Here is a 17,348-nt window from a genome sequence, read left to right as displayed (position 1 = left end):
GGCGACCACAGCAAGGCTCGCGCAAATTACCTTCGCTACTCTTCGTTTGTGCCGGTCATTTGACTGGTTCATTCGAGATAAATCTGCGCTTGTGTGGATCTGGTTCATATTCGATCAAAAATCGATGTTGTCCAACCTAACACAGTATTTTGCGGAAGTATGATGTTTGATCCCGCAAGGCTTTACCGAATGTAAATTCATAGGGTTGAATTAGTTTATGGGCGTGCGACTTGGTCGAGAGGTGTGGAGTGATTGCTTCAAGTTACGCACTTTGGAGCGACTATTCGACGGTACAGCGGGAGGGAAAGACTTTTGAGTAAGCTGTTTTCAATAGCATCGGTCCTTTCGGCCGTGCTTTTGCCTAGTATTGGCTATTCTCAAATTGATCCTGCTTCCTTGCTCGCAGGAACGTCCGAATCAGAGATAGTGATTGAAAGAGGCTGGACTCAGTTCCGCGGCAAGCAGGAACTCTACTTTTTCACGCTAGACGTCATTGTAACGATCATTTTGACCGCTTTGATTGTTTATCATCCCGTTCGACGTAAAGCACGCCGAAGTGTCAGCGATCTGGTTATGCCCAGACTGTTCTTCCTTTACGCGCTAATTGGAATGGCTGTGGGATTCCTGGTAGTCCAGCACGGGTCAATGATTGGGTTCGTTATTTTTGGCATCGGCGCGTTGCTCAGGTTCCGCTCCAATCTGGATGATCCGGTCGATACAGTCGAAATGATAATCGTAACGGTTCTTGGTCTTGCCGTCGGTTTGGGCTTACCGCTGATGGCCACTCTGGTGGCGATTGTGTGTTGGTGCTTCATTTGGCTCGGAGGGCGAAACAAGGGCGTGGAAGTTTCGCTCAAGGCTTCGGATGAAGAACACTCATTGAAAGTCAGCCGAGACATTGAAACCATGGCCGCAGACGCTGGCTGGAAGCTTGTCAGAAAACACCACGTCCCTGGAAAATCTCGCGTTTCGTTGCTTTTCATCACCTCGGGAGGACTTTCAGAAGCCCGGATAGAAGAGATGGTAAACGATCTGGTCCCAGAAAAAGTCGAACTGAAACTCAACCTCTAGTCATTTGACAAGGTCTAATCGTTTCAAAACAGCATTCGGAGATCTGATCTCTTTCGGGAGCGACTTGAAGTTTACCGACCTTTCGAAATCAGGCCCTCGATATACTGCTATCCCAAACTCTCCGTTTGGCTGGAACGTAATATGAGTGAAGCTGTGAGGTGATCTGGCTTTTGAGCCGATAAGCCGTCGCGGGCCACCTCCCAAACAAGCTTGGGAGACGTAAGCTACACCGTCTTTCCAACCGGGATAGAAAGCATGATGGTGGCCTGACAGATGCAGAACGACACCGCTTTCCAGGTAGATTTTCTCAAGTGTTGAGTCACCGATGATTTCGCGTTCGCGCTGGATCGCGAAGGGCCAAAGCGGAAGATGACTGAAAGTCACAATCGGGTCTCCATTTGCACCCAGTTCCACAAGTCGGTCCTGTTGATCACCGGATAGCGGCCCTAAGGTCGTAGCATCCAAAGATGCAAACGTTACGCCCTGCATCTCAAACGCGTAGAAGAACGGGTAGTCATCCGAAACCAGGAAGTCGACGTCTGGTTTTCTTGGTTCCCATTCTTCTGCGTATATTTTTCTTTCACGCTCGAACCCACGGTACGCAGAGGCATCATGGTTCCCAGGCGTGACCGCAAATGGAATGCCGGCAGCCTCTAAAGGGTCTGATACAGCCTCGTGAAACGCCTTCCACATCTCCCTGACCTGTTTGTCGGATAAGTTGGGGATGCGCTGTCCCGCAACCATATCTCCGGTCGAAATAACCAAATCGGGATCAATCTCGACTATCCGCTCAATCGCTTTGTCGACGCGGGCATCGTATCTTACCGAACCATAGCTTCCGTTCAGATCCGATATGACGATAACATCCAATGCCACCGCTTTGCAGGCGATCAGAGCGGTCCAAATGAACGCCGTAAAAAGGGTGGAAAGCTTACGGGGCATTACAGTCCACTGCCTCTACCTCGGTGTCGTTTCTCAAAAAGATTGCGACAGGATCCAAGTCGAACATTAAATCACCATTAGAACAATTGTCCTGGAGAATGGACGTTGCCAGCTCGGTGTTTTTCACAACTTGGGCAATCTGACTGTCTGACAACCCAAAGCTTTGCGACAACCAGCCATAGACGGGACCTTGAGATTGAAGATCACTATTCAAAGCAACCAAGCGCCGGTAGGTGCTTGGAGAGAAGTGCCGCATTTTTTCCAGCATTTGAGTAGATTTCGCGAAGTTAGCATACTCGACCCGCCCACCAGCATCGTTGTCGTTTAGATTGCTGCGACGGATCAATAATGCCTCGGCGGGAATATCTCCATCGTTCGGCTGATGGTGATTGGCTTTCTTATGCTTCAGCTTTCCGTCTTCGACCCAATACCAATAGGGTGTGAAGTCTATGTTTCCTACACGGTCCTGCTGGCTGAAGATGAAGTCGAGTAGAACAATTTCGGTAAGTTCTTGCATCCAAAATGCCATCTGTTGGTCACTGACATCGGGGCCGAGATCCTTGTTGATGATCCGGTCTTTTCGGCCTTCTTTAACGCCCTCTGCAATGGCCTCTGGCAAGGGTTTTGAAGAACGCAAAGCCAAGAAAGCAGGAGTTTCCTGAAAATCGCGGTTCTGACCTTTCCCCCAACCAGATTTACGGGTGCCGTTGATTTCCGAGCCGTATCGATGCCCAGGGCTATCAAGCAGCACACCATATATTTGCGTTCGATCTGCGGTGAACAGATCGTCGGTTGGCTGGTATGAGTTCGGGTCAGCATCCGCAGCTGCGAAGACCCGCCAGCCTTCGTGGTTCATGCGCCCGCCGCGAGAGCCACCAGAAATCGCAAGGCCAGGCTCTGCAACCTCGGAAAAATGCGCCCGGGCGTCCATGCTTCGCCAAACGGCGACTGGAACTTTTACAGTCGTGTCGAAATATCTGGAGAAATGATAGTAAAGCAGCGACGAGGTGGAAAAGGTTCCACTGGTGCCCTTTTGGTTCATGGTGGATTTGAATTTGGCCACCCTGTCCTTGGCCAGATCTTTCGCGGCCTTCCCCTCTTTGCAAGCGTTTCTCTCGAACTCAGAACGGTTCCCCGTGTAAGGTCCTGCCGAAATATCGTAGACGGCCATTCCTGGACTGGTGCTCCAGGTTTTTGGGCAAATGGCAATTTCGGAGGCATAGAAATCGATCTCGCAATAGGCCGTTTCTTCCTCAAGATCGCTTTTTCGATACTCGCCCGTTGGAACTTTTTCGATCCGAATGCAGCGTTCCGTAACACCATTGGGACTAACAAATGTCATGGCTTCACCGAGAACATCGTCGCTCGCCCACAAGGCAGTGGGTGCAATGAAAGCAAGTGACCCCAGAAGATTCAACTTCATTTGGATAGTCCTCCTGGTATCATTTAGGGCAAATCGCTGCCTGTTGTTCGGTGGAGATCTTCAACTTTGGGTCGACACGGAAGTTGGAGAATTTTGCGTCAATCCACTTGTCGCATCCGCCTGAACATGGGGCCCCGTTTCGGGCATCATTCCAATATTCCTTGGCCCTTTCTTCCGTCCATCCGCAGAACTGAACGAGCGCCATTGCAGACAATGCACCCGAGGAATGAACGCCCCACATGCAGTGCACCAGGACGGGGCCCTTTCCAGGGTTTTCAATCACCTCGTGTATGGACGCCATGACAGCACCGGGTCGGGATGATCTGGCGCTCTGATAGTCAAAGGATCCGTTTCCGCAGCTGGTGCGACCGTATTCAGTATTTTTGCCAAAGTCGGCGTAAAACCCGGTTGAAAAACCTTCACCGCACAGAGTTTCGCGTTGACCGTTACTTAGGCCAGTTCGATCCTTGTCACCGCCTTTGAAACCGGATCGATACAACACGCCGCTTAAGACTGGTCGAAAGAAAGCGACACCATCGACGCCTCCGTCACCACCCTTTGAGAGCATTTGACTGTTGCTTGGACCGCCATTTCGACTGGTAACGTCAGCATTCGCAGCGGTTGCCAGAACACCAATGAATATGAGGGACGCCCAAAACCGCATGCCAGCTCCTTTCTTTTTGAGCCCTTGATGTTCACACTCTTCTGACCTGATAGTCTCTCGGAAGGGCCAGGTCACGATAACCATATCAAGTGGGCGGTTAGCTTTCCGCTGTGAAGCTTTAAATGGGCCACACCAGATTGATGATAACGACGACTACGAAGTAGGCTAGAACAACTTTCCAGTTCCATTGGTGCTTGTTTTCTTCGTTGATCACGCCAGCCGATTTCAATGCCAGGTTAGTGATGATTAAGGCGACAACGATGACCGCCGCGTGTGCCAGGTCGAAATGCAAGTTTGAGCTCCTTCTTTCAGATTTGGGATTGATGGAAATTTGTCAGCAGTCACCTGATGGGAGCATAGTGACATCTGTGTACCTTCCCTCAGACGTCGTGATCCGAGCACATGCACCAGTATCTTTGTTAAACCAATACGAGGTCAGCCCTTCGCTGCGGATGAGTTCAAATCCGAGACTTTGGATGCCCATTTCAGCTTGGCCCGCTCTTGCCCCTTCAAATGACGAAAGATCGCTAGAGCTGCCCACAGTTGGTGCACTTGCATCCACCGATCCGCCACTCTCATCGCATGCTGCCAGTGCAGAAATACATACCGCGCCGATCACCATTAGGACATTGGTTCTCATGTGTTTTTCCTAGCTGTTTTGGGAACGTGTTCAAGGGCTTCCGGTCGATCACCTATTCAATTCCGAAAATTACGTTGTAATCGACGGAAGAATTGCCGCGATTGATAACCTCCACAACATGATCACCGGATTGCCAAAGTTGCCCTCGATACTCCTTGTCCGCCGACATCAATCCCAACAGTTCAGAACCATCGGGGTTGCGAATAACGTAGTCCAAGGAGCCATTTCGCGGAGCAACGCGGACGTAAAGAAACTGTTCGTTTTTGGCACCGAGAACATATTGCTGCGACGCTCCGGGCGCGAGCTCACCGACGAGTTCTGCGCCAGTGGAACCAGAATCAAATTTGACACGTTGGCTTCCAGTAGACCCGGCTGCGCCTGCCATGGCTCCTCCTCCATCATCCATCGCTTCGACAACCGACATCTCGCCGATGCTTCCATCCTTGTACGCGATGCAGCGCCAAAGCGTTCCGCCTGCGTCACGTAGCATGACGAGCGTACCAGCTTCCGAGAACTGAGAGCTTTCAATCGTACCTGCTTGACCGTCTGGCCCTCCAACCTGTCGCAAATGATCGATACACGCGTCGTCTGCTTCAGACATTGCAAAGGCAGCCGCGCCCGCGATTGCGAACATGGGCGTGAGGAGTTTGAGTAAAACGAGTTTCATCAGATGGTTCCCTGTTGGCTTGTCCTAATAGATTTGTTCCTTACTAAGCGGAACCTCACTTCGCTTCTCGTAGCTTTGACAGAAATTCATCGCATGCCTGTGCGCTGCCGACGATCTCGCCTGTCGTTTCAATTCCTTGCAGAGACGCCATCTCGGAATTTACGCGATTGAGGATCTGATCCGCTTGCTCGGCGGTGATCAGGTTCTCGGCTTGTGCTCCTTTCAATGTGGAGCAGACCCCGGCGGACAAGCCTGTCGCAACGCCGACACCAACCGCAGCCCCGCTACCCAAGGTCATCGCCCCAACCACGCCGAGAATGAGTCCGATCACGATTCCCAAGATTATTTTTCCCATGATTTCCTCCCTGTTGGTGAGAACGAGCTCAGCCTTCACTACTGCCGCGAACCGCGTGCCCATCTGCAAATCAAAACCAGCACCAAAAGGTTGAGAACCGGTGCAAGCGCCGCGAACCACGGTTTGGCCGTCTCTGAAACCCACTCCGCTACGAGTATCCACGGCAATCCCAATGGCAATAGGAACACCCCGGACAACGGGTCTCTTTCTTGTCCCAACCAGCCAAATGTACCCGTCAGGAACAGAAACAAAGCCAGAAGGTAAAAGATCGTGAATACGATGGTGGTTATTCTACAAACCAAGTCGAGCCTCAGCAGATCAAGCCAGTGCTGCGAAGCCGTTTTCAGCTACGCAGCAGACGGGTCACAATGCGCCTTCGTCGCCCAGGAACTCGATACCAGCTGTCGCGCCATCACTGTAAGCAATACAATTCCAAGGAGCTCGATCCTCGCCAACGCCGACTGTGACCTGTGTTCCCGCCTCGCTAAACGCGGATGAGAGCACCACGACTTGCGAATTGTTCGTCGTGTTGGCTACGTCCCGCAAACATGCTTGCTGTGCTGGAGTCAGTTCCGATGACGCAGTCGAGCTGCCAGTATCTTCACATGCTGCAACAGTCAGAGCCCCAAATAGTACAGCGGTGGGCGCCAAAAACTTCTTCATTGTCGTTCCCTCTATGGTTCCAACTAATACTTGGCCAAAGATGCGAAACAAAATCAACTATTTGATTGTGTCGAGACTTTTTCATGATAGCGGATTTCAGACGGGGACTACGTGTTTTGATGCCTAGGCTCTGGACCTATTAACAGGTCAGAGCGTAAACGGCTGCTTTGATCCAGAGCTGACACTGGTAGAAAACACCTATGACCGGGTTGCGGACAAACCTGTCCTTGGATGCCGCTCCTTCAATTTCCGTTTTCATTGTGCGGTAGCGTCCTCGATGCTGTTTCCAGCTCGACACTCAAACTTGCGGCCAAATCAAAAAAATGTCGTCGCATGGTCTCGGCGTAAGGATTGGCCTTCTCAATCGCTTCGAATACTTCTGGCGCATCGTGCTGAACCATGGAAATCGCTTCAGATAACAAGTCAAAGCTCTTCGTTGTCATGCGCGTTGGCAGCGGTCCCATTCTCAGTAGCACTTTGGCAATGAGGTGCGTGAGGCCCTGGACAACGGCTGCTTCTTGGTCGTGATCTTCTGGTGTCGTCATGATGACGGTCAGACCAAGCGCTTTCCGTAAAAACGCAGCCAGCCTTGAATGTCGGTTTCCCTGAATGGGGCAGACCGCGATCTTTAGACCTTCAATACCCGTCGCGGCACTCTGAGGACCGAACAAGGGGTGGGTTGCGACGATGTCTACATGGTTCGGCAGCCGCCGCCGCATGATTTCCGCGGGAACGACTTTGACTGAGCCGACATCGACGATCAGCGCGCCGGGTTTACAAGCATCCGCGATCTCGCTGACAACCGGCTCGAAAGAGGACACTGGTGCCGCAATGAGGATCACATCAGCCTGCGATACTGAGTGCAAGGATGACAGACGCACGTCGAGTTTCTTTGCGATCTTGGCAAGGTCCAGCGACGGATCATAGGCCGATATCTCGAAGTGCTGTCCGAGATGAAGGGCTGCAAGTTGTCCGAACGCACCAAACCCCACGATGCCTAGCGACGTTTTTTGACTTCTGCTGTTGTTGTTCATTTTGCGACCTTTGAATTTGCCGCCCGGCACAAGGTCTTTTGCATGTTGACCGCTGTCAGGGGCAGCGGAAAACCAATGGTAAATTGCCCGCAGCTATCGAAGCTGAGGATAATAGTCCTGCGATGCGAAGAACGATTTCACCATGAGGTCAGCGATAAGGCACCCAAGAGCGCAGAGTCAACGATATTGCCGCAAATAGGCTATTGGCTATGGTGCGGCACTCTGTGGGAATGAGCTCAATCCGAAAATGTGTCGTTTTCTGATCGGATGCCTGCTTCAGATCGCGAAACTGCGAATGCTGCATAATCGCGACTTATGTTAAATCCCAATCAGTCTTTGGATCGGGGGCAAAATCCACAATCCAAATAGGCCACACCGCCACGGCCGGTTTCATCGACGAAGCTGAGCAGGTTTCACGCGACCACGAACCCGCAATTGGACAGCGCATTTCAGTGGTGTTCTTTTCCGATGGTGCAGGCAAGCACTAGGCGGCCTTAGACAGCAGCGAAGCCAGATCACTCAGCTTTACCAAGTGTCCTCGCGTCGTCTTACCTTCCATTTGCGCCCCATGGGTCTCAATTCCTTTGCTCTCAAAATCCGACAGGAGCTTTCGGGACGTTGTTCCTCTTGACCTAGCCAGTGTCGCAACGGGCATGTACTCGCTTTGAAAGATCGCAAGCTGCTGCGGCTTGACCAAGAAAGACTCGCTTGGGCCATGCGGAACGGTGCGAGATCCGAGTAGGCCCAGCTTGCACCAGTGAGTTACAGCCTGGGCCTTCCAACCCGTCAACTTTGCGACATCATTTGCGGTCCAGTCTTTTGATAATCGCTGCGTCCCAAGTTCGCGGTCGATGTCGGAAACTGAAAAATGAAACTCCCCAAGTCGCATGTTTTCTTCCGCAACAACAGGTTTGATAACGCCTGTGGAGATTTTCTGAAGAACATGCATCAAAGCAGCTCGATCAGTTGTGCGCCTCAGGTTGAGCTGATTGAACGGTATAGTTTCTCCCGCTTGAACTTGAGTGCAGTTTCGAATGTTTGTTGTGAGCTCTTTTAGGCTTTCACTGTCAATGCAACCATCAACAAGTGGAGGACGGTATTCAGCAGCAACCTCGTGGATCAATTCTGACGCGCGAAGCAGATCAAATTGCTTTCTTGTAACACCAAGGTAGTCTCTGGCCTGCAACCCATCCCAATACCGCTTCCTATCCAGATAGATGTTCGAAATCTCGAAGCGTGGAATCATCGTATGCCGGTGCCCATACCCGCTACGGGCTTGCTTTCCGGCAATTTGACCTGACTGAACCTCAGCCACCAAGCGCTGTGCAGAAATTCCCAGTTCCTTGGCCGCTTGTTTAGCCGAGACCCATTCCCGAGCTTGCAACGGCGTTAGCTTTCCCAGGTAGGTTCCCTTGAACTCGGTTGAAGCAGCACGCGACACTGCATCTCTGAAAGGCTGGTACGCATCATCTTCGAACTTCATAAGTCTTTGATACCAGCTTCCGAGCATGGACGGCACAGAGTTGGATTCTGAATTTCCGGCCAGCATCAATCCTCGGACATGTTCTTCGAACCCATGTGGCCAATGTTCGAATACAGTCGCCAACGGCTTAACTAGTTCCAATGAATCTGCGACGCTTTTTGGTATTTGTGTTTTCCCAGACTTGCCCGTGCGGTTTTGAGTGAAACCACTCGCTAGGAAGTTAATAAAAGCGCCAATGTCTTTTGGGGCCTGACGCCCTCCTGCAAGGTCAAGAAACCGCTCGCCAACCGTTGAATCTCCCGCAATCAAGGCGGAGATGACCACTTCTTGGTCCTTTGCTGCCACCCGCGGGAAATCGGAGTAGCTAAAACCACAACTGCATTTATCAAAGCCGCCGGACGTTGGACGCAGTGTGGCCTTGCAGACAGGACAAACATCTTGAAGTCGTATTTTGTGATGGTGACAGGCAGTCACCAAGCAGTGACGCCAAGTAGGTTGAAATGGTAGGCCATCGGCAAGACATGAAGGGCAAATCGGATCGCTATGATGCCGCTCGAAGCGCCAGTTCAGGCTGGGTGACTCAGGGTTGGCAGAAGGGGAAATAGCAACCAACAAACCATTTTCTAAGCCCATCTCCTGCTCTAATTGCTCGATGTTCTCGACTAGAATTCGCCCATACTTCCGCTGGAACAGTGTCAAAAATTCAGAGACATCTCTGTATCCATTTACGTGGGCTAGGCGGCGCAAATATCCGATAAGGCTCTCGCCTTTCATTGGTGGTACTGAAAACAAACCCGGCACCTCATACACCTCGCATAATCGCAAGCTCATGCGACGTCATAGGCTCTACTTCGAGACCAGCATCTGCCATGACTCTGATGTATGACCTGATCAGCTCAGTATCCGATGGTGGTTCTTCTTGAAAAAACGACTGATACGGATCACGCTCTAAACCTGAATCCGTCGCTGCCCTGGCAATCGTTTTGGTGCTGTATGGTAAATTTTGGCCACCTAACGCCAGGGGCGCGCGCAGCACTTCCAACGCCACCGGCACACGCCCGCCGGAAACTCCGTACAATCGCCGCACCATATCATCTTGGTCAAACTCCAAAAGGATGCCGGACTTCTCAAGGCAATCGAAAGCAGCAAAGATTGCATCGCAGAACGCGATTCGATCAGCTTCAACGGTCCACCAATAGGGGTTCATTCGAATGGTGTTCAAACAGCGCCCCGCAAACTGCTCGTTGCTGTCCATAACCGCTTAGAACATTGGCAACCCAGCTAAAATCAGAGTGACTGAGGTTTCATCAACAATAGTCTTGAAGTGATCAGCGGCTTGTCGACGCGAGTGCCTAGTCAGAGTTTCGGCGCAATGGTTCACTTCGTCGATAATGATTGTCTGGATGCCGTGTTCAACTACGAGCCGAAAAAGACGTTCTCGAATTTGGGCAGGTCGCTCTCGTTCTACAAAATCGAAGCCCATGCTTCGCAAGCAAGAACCGTAATAATCCCGCTCGGAAGGCCGTGGCGGAAGTCGACCCAGAATGACATCTGAAGATACCAGAATAGCACTTGGGCCGTTGCGGTCATTTTCAACTTGTGCCTTCAAGTCCTTTGTCAGTTCTGTCTTTCCACATCTCGTCGGCCCCAAAATTGGTATGATCCGTCCACCCTCGGTTGCAGCAATTTTCAAAAGACGTTTTATCTCCGAGACAGCCCATTCGTGGCGGCTATGTCGGATGAATGCACCTTGCAGAGCTCTACTAGTTGTTTGGTCCAGCATCTTTTTTTTCGACCCTTGGCAAGTTCTTTGATCTCGTAACTGCGAGCTTGTTGTGACCAACCTCTGACCGTATTTGGTCAATTAGTTGTGGTTCTTTCAAACTTCTGTTCTGCATGTCAGCGGCCCGCAACTTGTCGATTTCCGCAGAGCGGTTCCTTTGCAGTTTAGTTTTTTTGCCCTGCTTATACGTCCTGCGCGCTTGGATATCTTTGTGGATCTCCAAAGCCGTTTTGATTGGTCCGTTGTGTTTCGCCTTGGGCGACCGGCATTCTCTTAGCTCACGATAAGAAAGTGCTGCCAAGTCTTTTGCTTTGTTGGACGCGCGCACCAACTCGCCTGTATGCGGATCCACGACCAAAATTTCCCTAGCATCAAGTGGAGCATAGCGTATTTCAACACGCTGGCGCGGGCCTAGTCGTCGGTACAGCCTTGCCAAGTCTTCAGAGTTGTATTGCATACTCTCGAATTCGATACCGTAGTGCCACAGAGTTCGAGATTCGGATTGGATCATCAGCGCTGCGTGATGCTCGTCCAAAGACGGGGGTTCTGGCACTATGTGTTCATCTGCCAATCTATCCCAAGCGGCGCTAGGTGTTTCACCCCGTTTGAAGATGTCTTGGACTTTTCTCCTCGGAGTTCTTCCATATTCATCGTAGCGCCAGCGTTGCATTATTGAATTGAACACTCTTAGCGTCAGACGGGCTTCATCCATTGCTTTTTTGGTTCGATCCCGGTCGGGATATGCCTTTGACTTAGTCGCACCCGGAAGCTGGCTGACTTTGCTTCGAACTGCCCCGAACAAGTTTTCGATAAACGGCTTTTCCTGGGGTTTTCGAGGTTGCGCCCAATGGCCATGGACACCAGCAACTTCGATAAAAGCATCGATGGGTTCGCCCACGTTCTCTGAACCCTGATCCATTACAACCACTTTCGGCAGTGCGGCGATTTTTTTCCTGTTTACAATTTCGTGCTGTTCGAAAAAGTCTTCCTCTGGGTAGCTAATCATCTCCTTTAGAGCTTTGGCCACATGTTCTGATGATGGATCTGGTAGGAAGACCTGAAATGCGACAATCCAACTAGTAGCACAGTCAATCGCTGCACAAATCCACGGCCGACCTATTACCTCCCCGCTATCGTCAACCAGCATTATGTCAGCTTTTGTGCAGTCCAATTCTATTTGATCGTAAGGTGCTGTTATATCATAGTATTTTTGGGCAATTCGCATGTGTTGGCGCGCCTCGTTGCTGCCCAGTTGCCACTTTAGAACGTCAAAATGAGGGATTGTGTGCACAATCGCTTCGACTGCCTTTCGTCCGCAGCACCCAGGTTTTATGCCATTCTCATGGCAAACCAACTGGTATTGATTATAAGCGTCGCTAGACAGACTTGTTAGATTTTGTCTGTCCGACGACGTATATTGCATTTCCAATAGATCGAGCACTATCTCGTGGAAAACGCTGTCAAACCTTGGCATACGATTTCCTGAATTGCTGTGCTTGGGCAAAAGCGCGTCCGGCCCGCCGCGCCGATACAGTTTGACCCAATTCTGAACAGTCGATTGCCTCGGAAAACGGTTACCCTTGATTTTGAAAGTGGGTTCTTCGGCGAACTCGCGTTGAAGTATCGGTATGCGTTTTGCCCAATGAACGCCTTCCTCCCCAAGCTTTAGTGCATTTTCCACAATGCGTAGTCTGAGCTGAGCTTCACGTGCATCTTTAGCGGTTACATTGCGAGGACGTTTGTCGAAGCCTTCTTCCTTCACTAGCCCATCGTGCACATGGTCCCGATATTCTTGTCCAGATATCTCAAAAGGATCACCTTGGGAGTTCGATATCTGATATGCATCCCGCCCAGCTATCGCTCCATCGACAGCATAGGTTTCTCCCCTATATTGAATGATTCTCTGGTGCCGCTTTTTGACAATCTGCTTCAAAATTCGATTACCTCCAGATGTCTTCGGTCGCGGTTCGCAGTATTGAGGTTCGTGGATGGCCCAAGAGCTTCACGTGAAAAATCGAACACCAGGTAACCATCAAGAATAAGGCGAAGAATCTTCGCTTGGGGGATACCAATATTCTCTCTTAGTTCTTTGAACGTCACACGTTGCTGTTTGAGACTCGCTATTTTGCTTGCAAGTTGAGGGGCGGTCTCTTCGGCTTGTCCTTGCAATAGCAGCCAAGCATTTCGATCAATCGGCCCTTGTAACAACGCCTCAGTAACTATGACCAAGGGAATTCCGACTTCAGCAAGAAGTGAAGGATAGTCTAGGTACTCTCGCTTCCTATTTATGTGAGCACTGTGTTTGGCGTCCAAATATAACACACGCCCGTCTACAAGTTCGATTTCCAGATCTGGTGTATAGAGCTGAGGCCTGTACTGACGCCCTTCATTAGCCTCTAGCGCCGCTTCTTTGTTTGCGAATGCTCTTCCGGTTCCCATGTCGATTGTGCAAGGCTGTGGCTTAAGCGAGATCACACGAGGGTCGACCTGCATGCAACGAACCAGTGCTGCTTCCATTTGGCTTTCGAGCTGAATGACGCCTGGGAACTTGACACCAGACATTTTGCCAGCGCGTTTTTTCATTCCGCGCTTGTGAACGCGTCGGGCCGTCGGGGGTGCGTGTCGATCTATCCTCATGTGAGCTCTATACATGCATCCATTCGCATTGGCAATGGGCTCAATGCGAATAAAATGATTGCGACTGATGATGACTGAAGACGAATTTCAAGATTTGGCCAAAACCGAAAACTGGATTGCCCTCGGAGCGTGGCTGAATCGCGTTGTCCAAGACAGCCAAGCCTATGGGTTCGCGTTTCCGGACGATGCACTCCAAAACGTTGCCGCGATCAGAGGCACAAAGCCTGCAAGCCTTCGCAATCCGATGTCCGCGGCGAAATGGTTAGAACAAAACCGACCCGATCTTTTTGAATCAAAGCCCGACTGGCTGGCCATGATGCAAGTTATTTTGCTTTCAAGGATAGATCGGTATGACCCCAAGAAATCCAAAGAGATAGCTGATGCCGTCCTTTCAGGGGAGTTGTCTCAAGCGGATACAAAATCTATTCTTGATGAAGCTCGATTGGCGGAGAAGCCCGCGGTCGTGATTGCCAGAGGTGGTTTTGGCGGCCAGCGAAGAGCCCGAGACTTCGAAGTAAGCGCAAAAATGCTTTTCAAACAGAACACTAATGACATCTTCAATGTGGAAAATTTGACTGTTCGAGAAGGCAGAACGTTCGAGCCTCTTGCCACAGACTTAATCGTATACGAAGGCTCCGAGCCTTTTGCAGCGATTGAGATCAAAGGCCCAAGGAATAGAATTGATCCTGGCTACTTGATTGACCAACTGGCAAGAGCAGCACTTCTTTTGAGAAAGGTTCCTCAAGTACTATACGTTGTTCCTGAGCAATCTGAGTACAAACTGAATGAACTTGTGGCGATACGCGACAAACTCGAAATCGAAGGAATTAAATTTGGGACATTGCCGGAGAAAAGTCGGCTCACACCAAAAGATCTAAAGGTTCTGGGATGATGTACTCGCTAAATGATGGGTGTTATGCCGTGCGCGAAGGTCTGCAATGCGCAGAAACCGGACTTTGCAAAGTCTTGGGTACAGATCGTAATAGAAGTCTCTTTTCTCAGAACTCTGGGCCTGAGCATCGCTGGCTGGGGATTAGAAGCGCGAACAACGGATTCAGTTTCAAGGTTCAAATCCATCTCAGCGGATCGCCTAGAGACTGTTGATCTTCCCCGAGTTCAGAGCGGAGCGACCAGGTAGAATGATGCGGCGCGAGTGACGCCAATTTATTTCCTACCAACCCGGCGCGGGCAGGGATTGGCTCAAGGCAGTTCCAGGAAGGGTCAAGATAGGCGCAGAATACAAATGGCTGAACAGAGTTCTGGACTGTGACATAGATGATCTTCGCCGAGGTTGGGTGTGGGTGAACTAGTAGTTGAAACGCAAACCCAAGCCGGCACCTTTATCGTAGGGGCGGTCGGAACCTATACCGATTAGGAAATCAGCATAAATTGCGATGCCAGGACTGAGGTTCTTGCCAATCTGGAACTCAGCGGTCGCTGGCCAAGCATCGTTCTCCCAGTCATATGGTGCTTTGATGTCAGCCTTGGCCCAGTACCCATCGCCAAACGGTTGTAGCGCAATCAACCGCATCGCAGTTTGGTTTATGTCCGTCGGGCCATTGTATGAAGCAAAATGCTGGAGCAGTGGGATCAGCGTCAGCCCTGATTTTGTGTTTGCAAAGGCGAACCCGCCAAAAGGCGCAATTTGATCGGACCCGGTTCCGATCCCTTTTTCCGGGTCGCCAAAGTCCAGAATCCACTCCAGACCAATGGCCGACTTGATGGCCCACGTTTCGTTGAGCGGTCTCTGAGAGGGAAAATAGATCGCTTTGAGGCTCAATTTCTCGAAGTCAGTGAACCGAGTTCCAGTCACATCCGTTGAGTTGTAGTGCAACTCATATTTCAGTTTCAGATCAGGCCGCAGCATGTATGCGCCATCTATAAAGGCGTCCTGCTTGTCAGCACCGTTGCCCAAATCAAAATACTGATACCGGATGTCCGTGTTATTAACTGCGGCCAAAGGGTTTGAAGCGTTTTCATCGGCGATTGCTGGGGCCGCAACAATGCCAGTCGCCAATGCAAGGACAAGCGCTTGGATTTTCATATTGTTTCCAGAATTTTTGTTGTGGATGCCAAGCCCCACATCAAGCATATCATTATCTGATGCGGGGCTTGCATTACTCTTATCAGCTTCACCTTTTAGTCGGGCTGAATGTCCCGCTTGGCGACAAAGGCATCCACCGCTGCGACGGTTTCAGGACGAAGGTTCACGATACCTTCATAGGGACGTCCAGTCGCGGCCGGTTGATCGGGGTACATTTCCTTAAATTTCAGGTGGCGGGCAATAATGCGGTTAAACTCATGTCCAGCCCATGCTCCGATCTCGGTCGATACGCTCTGTTCTTCGCGGGGGTCGCGGAACAGGTTGTAGAACTTGGCCACGATAGCATTTTCACCTTTGGCCGGAACTTTGAGTTTGATGTGTTCCTTTACCACCTCTTTCAGCGAATTGATCGAGTAGATCAGTACATGATCCCTGCGCCCATGCGTATCGCCAATAAACATCAGGGACGTCTGATCGACACCGTCAATGATCCGGTCGCGGGGGATGGCATCCATCGCTCCGCCGATACGCGCAATTGACGTGAACAAATCAGAGATATGAATAATGTCAGATACAATCGAGTCTCCCTCGATCAAGCCGGGCAGGCGGGCGAACGCATCCACCCGAACGCCTCCTTCAGACGTATCGGCCTTGCCGCCCCGGAAGACCAGCGGCGAAAACCCACTGCCGGGGGCATATTTGGTGAAGTGACCGTTGTCGCCCATCAAAACGATCAGGGTATTGTCCCTAAGCCCCAGCGCATCGACTTCGTTCAGAATGACCCCGATCCATTCATCCAGCTCTTCCATGCTTTCAACGAATGTACCGCCGTTGGGTGTCGTGAACGCCGCTCTCGTCGTGCGCGTTGTCGACAGAGGGACAAGCGGCCAGTATTGCAGGAAGAACGGTTCATCCCGTTCTGCTAGCAGGCGCAACTGTTCCATCGCCTGTGCCTGATAGCGGATGTTCATTTCATTATATTTGTCCTGGGTCCATTTCTCACCCGGTTCCATATGGACTTCGCGGACCTCCCCGCCAATAACAGCTTCGAGGCCGGTAATCATGTGTCCCGGATCAGGGCGAAACCAATCATCCAGCGTGTATTTGGAGTTGTAGTTGTCTTCCCCTATGGCCATGGTGATTTCTTCCTTGGCTGCATCTTCGTTGAAGATGGCCAACTGGCCCTGCTGATGGATGGGGAACGCGGCGTAGTCAAAGCCCTGATAAGTAGGCCAGGATTCCTGAATGTCGCCCATGTGCCATTTGCCAACATGCGAGGTGTTGTAGCCTACGGATTTCAGAACTTCGGCAATTGTGACTTCTTCATCGGCAAGGCCAAAACCTGAAATATCGACGGCGGTATCGCCCATCCCATTGCGATACGGCTGGCGACCCGTCATGAAGGCGACCCGCGAAGGTGTGCAGGACGGCTCGGTATACATGCGCGCAAACCGCATGCTTTCCTCTGCGAGCGCGTTGATATTGGGCGTCGAATACCCGCGTATCGCGTTCATCTCGGGCATACCCATGTCGCCAAAACCCATATCGTCAATAAGGATGTAGAAGATGTTTGGAGGGTTCCCTCCGTTTTTCTCACGAAAATCGGCCAGCAGTTGGTCAACCTGTGCGTCGTTCTCGACCCAAACGGCTTCGTTTTGCTGCTTCAGGACATAGTATTCCGCATCATGCACGATATTGCTGTCCTGAGCTGCCGCCGTGATAGCGGAGCCGGTAAAGACCAGCGCTGAGAGGAACAGTTTTGATTTCATGAGATACCCCTGTTTCATGATTTACTTGTTTTCAGACCTTCAAGGATCAGATGATGGCAAAAGGTTGAAAGGGAGAGTTCGCTGTCTTCAGCCTGTGAGCGCAACAACTCTTTTTCGCTTTTGGTTAGCAGCGTTACGACGCGTTCGGTGCGCGCAGTATCGTCAGGCAACGA

Annotated in this window: 18 protein-coding genes; 2 read left to right on the top strand and 16 right to left on the bottom strand. The window is 51.1% G+C overall.

Features of this window, described 5'->3' with window-relative positions; translation table 11 throughout:
- The first annotated feature begins 312 nt into the window (after positions 1–312).
- Positions 313–1,071 carry a DUF4956 domain-containing protein gene (locus GOW48_RS17230; protein ID WP_170755415.1) on the top strand — a complete coding sequence of 253 codons (759 nt, stop codon included), beginning with the start codon at positions 313–315 and terminating at the stop codon, positions 1,069–1,071.
- On the opposite strand, the gene GOW48_RS17225 is transcribed toward GOW48_RS17230, so the two are convergent.
- From GOW48_RS17225 to GOW48_RS17165, 13 genes are all read right to left on the bottom strand, one after another.
- The gene (locus tag GOW48_RS17225; protein ID WP_170755414.1) at positions 1,072–2,013 is read right to left on the bottom strand and encodes a metallophosphoesterase family protein; all 942 of its coding nucleotides are present in this window, start codon (positions 2,011–2,013) and stop codon (positions 1,072–1,074) included.
- Complete coding sequence (locus tag GOW48_RS17220; protein WP_170755413.1) at positions 2,003–3,436, bottom strand: hypothetical protein; 1,434 nt, start codon at positions 3,434–3,436, stop codon at positions 2,003–2,005. Before GOW48_RS17220 ends, GOW48_RS17225 begins: the two co-directional genes overlap by 11 nt.
- A gap of 782 nt (positions 3,437–4,218) precedes the next feature.
- Complete coding sequence (locus GOW48_RS17215; RefSeq protein WP_170755412.1) at positions 4,219–4,392, bottom strand: hypothetical protein; 174 nt, start codon at positions 4,390–4,392, stop codon at positions 4,219–4,221.
- Between the two features lie 42 nt (positions 4,393–4,434).
- The gene (locus GOW48_RS17210) at positions 4,435–4,740 is read right to left on the bottom strand and encodes a hypothetical protein (RefSeq protein ID WP_170755411.1); all 306 of its coding nucleotides are present in this window, start codon (positions 4,738–4,740) and stop codon (positions 4,435–4,437) included.
- A gap of 52 nt (positions 4,741–4,792) precedes the next feature.
- Positions 4,793–5,407: a hypothetical protein gene (locus GOW48_RS17205; protein ID WP_170755410.1), complete on the bottom strand. Its 615-nt coding sequence runs from the start codon at positions 5,405–5,407 to the stop codon at positions 4,793–4,795.
- Positions 5,408–5,462: 55 nt separating this feature from the next.
- Positions 5,463–5,924 carry a hypothetical protein gene (locus GOW48_RS17200; protein WP_170756460.1) on the bottom strand — a complete coding sequence of 154 codons (462 nt, stop codon included), beginning with the start codon at positions 5,922–5,924 and terminating at the stop codon, positions 5,463–5,465.
- Between the two features lie 201 nt (positions 5,925–6,125).
- Complete coding sequence (locus tag GOW48_RS17195; RefSeq protein ID WP_170646515.1) at positions 6,126–6,425, bottom strand: hypothetical protein; 300 nt, start codon at positions 6,423–6,425, stop codon at positions 6,126–6,128.
- Between the two features lie 242 nt (positions 6,426–6,667).
- Entirely contained in the window at positions 6,668–7,489 is an 822-nt protein-coding gene (locus GOW48_RS17190) for a prephenate dehydrogenase (RefSeq protein WP_331251828.1), read from the bottom strand.
- Positions 7,490–7,943: 454 nt separating this feature from the next.
- Positions 7,944–9,773, bottom strand: coding sequence for a TniQ family protein (locus GOW48_RS17185; protein ID WP_170755407.1), 1,830 nt, complete (start codon positions 9,771–9,773; stop codon positions 7,944–7,946).
- Entirely contained in the window at positions 9,745–10,197 is a 453-nt protein-coding gene (locus GOW48_RS17180) for a hypothetical protein (protein WP_170755406.1), read from the bottom strand. The genes GOW48_RS17185 and GOW48_RS17180 overlap by 29 nt, the downstream gene beginning before the upstream one ends.
- Before the next feature lie 6 nt (positions 10,198–10,203).
- The gene (locus GOW48_RS17175) at positions 10,204–10,725 is read right to left on the bottom strand and encodes a TniB family NTP-binding protein (RefSeq protein WP_170755405.1); all 522 of its coding nucleotides are present in this window, start codon (positions 10,723–10,725) and stop codon (positions 10,204–10,206) included.
- Entirely contained in the window at positions 10,706–12,658 is a 1,953-nt protein-coding gene (locus tag GOW48_RS17170; protein ID WP_170755404.1) for a Mu transposase C-terminal domain-containing protein, read from the bottom strand. Before GOW48_RS17170 ends, GOW48_RS17175 begins: the two co-directional genes overlap by 20 nt.
- Complete coding sequence (locus GOW48_RS17165; protein WP_170755403.1) at positions 12,655–13,308, bottom strand: hypothetical protein; 654 nt, start codon at positions 13,306–13,308, stop codon at positions 12,655–12,657. The genes GOW48_RS17170 and GOW48_RS17165 overlap by 4 nt, the downstream gene beginning before the upstream one ends.
- 121 nt (positions 13,309–13,429) lie before the next feature.
- On the opposite strand from GOW48_RS17165, the gene GOW48_RS17160 reads away from it, so the two are divergent.
- A complete protein-coding gene (locus GOW48_RS17160) occupies positions 13,430–14,254 on the top strand; it encodes a hypothetical protein (protein ID WP_170756461.1) in 825 nt (274 codons plus the stop codon).
- Positions 14,255–14,668: 414 nt separating this feature from the next.
- Here the strand turns inward: GOW48_RS17160 and GOW48_RS17155 are convergent, their stop codons facing one another.
- The 3 genes from GOW48_RS17155 to GOW48_RS17145 all read right to left on the bottom strand — a co-directional run bounded on the left by GOW48_RS17155 (position 14,669) and on the right by GOW48_RS17145 (position 17,345).
- On the bottom strand, positions 14,669–15,406 hold the full coding sequence (locus tag GOW48_RS17155) for a hypothetical protein (protein WP_170477049.1): 738 nt from the start codon (positions 15,404–15,406) through the stop codon (positions 14,669–14,671).
- 95 nt (positions 15,407–15,501) lie between these two features.
- On the bottom strand, positions 15,502–17,175 hold the full coding sequence (locus GOW48_RS17150; protein WP_170644975.1) for a sulfatase-like hydrolase/transferase: 1,674 nt from the start codon (positions 17,173–17,175) through the stop codon (positions 15,502–15,504).
- Positions 17,176–17,189: 14 nt separating this feature from the next.
- A complete protein-coding gene (locus GOW48_RS17145) occupies positions 17,190–17,345 on the bottom strand; it encodes a hypothetical protein (RefSeq protein WP_170380012.1) in 156 nt (51 codons plus the stop codon).
- Positions 17,346–17,348: the final 3 nt, after the last annotated feature.

The organism is Ruegeria lacuscaerulensis (assembly GCF_013033355.1).
Lineage (GTDB): Bacteria > Pseudomonadota > Alphaproteobacteria > Rhodobacterales > Rhodobacteraceae > Ruegeria > Ruegeria lacuscaerulensis_A.
The sequence above is the reverse complement of the archived record's forward strand: the minus strand, read 5'-3'. Positions and strand labels throughout refer to the sequence as shown.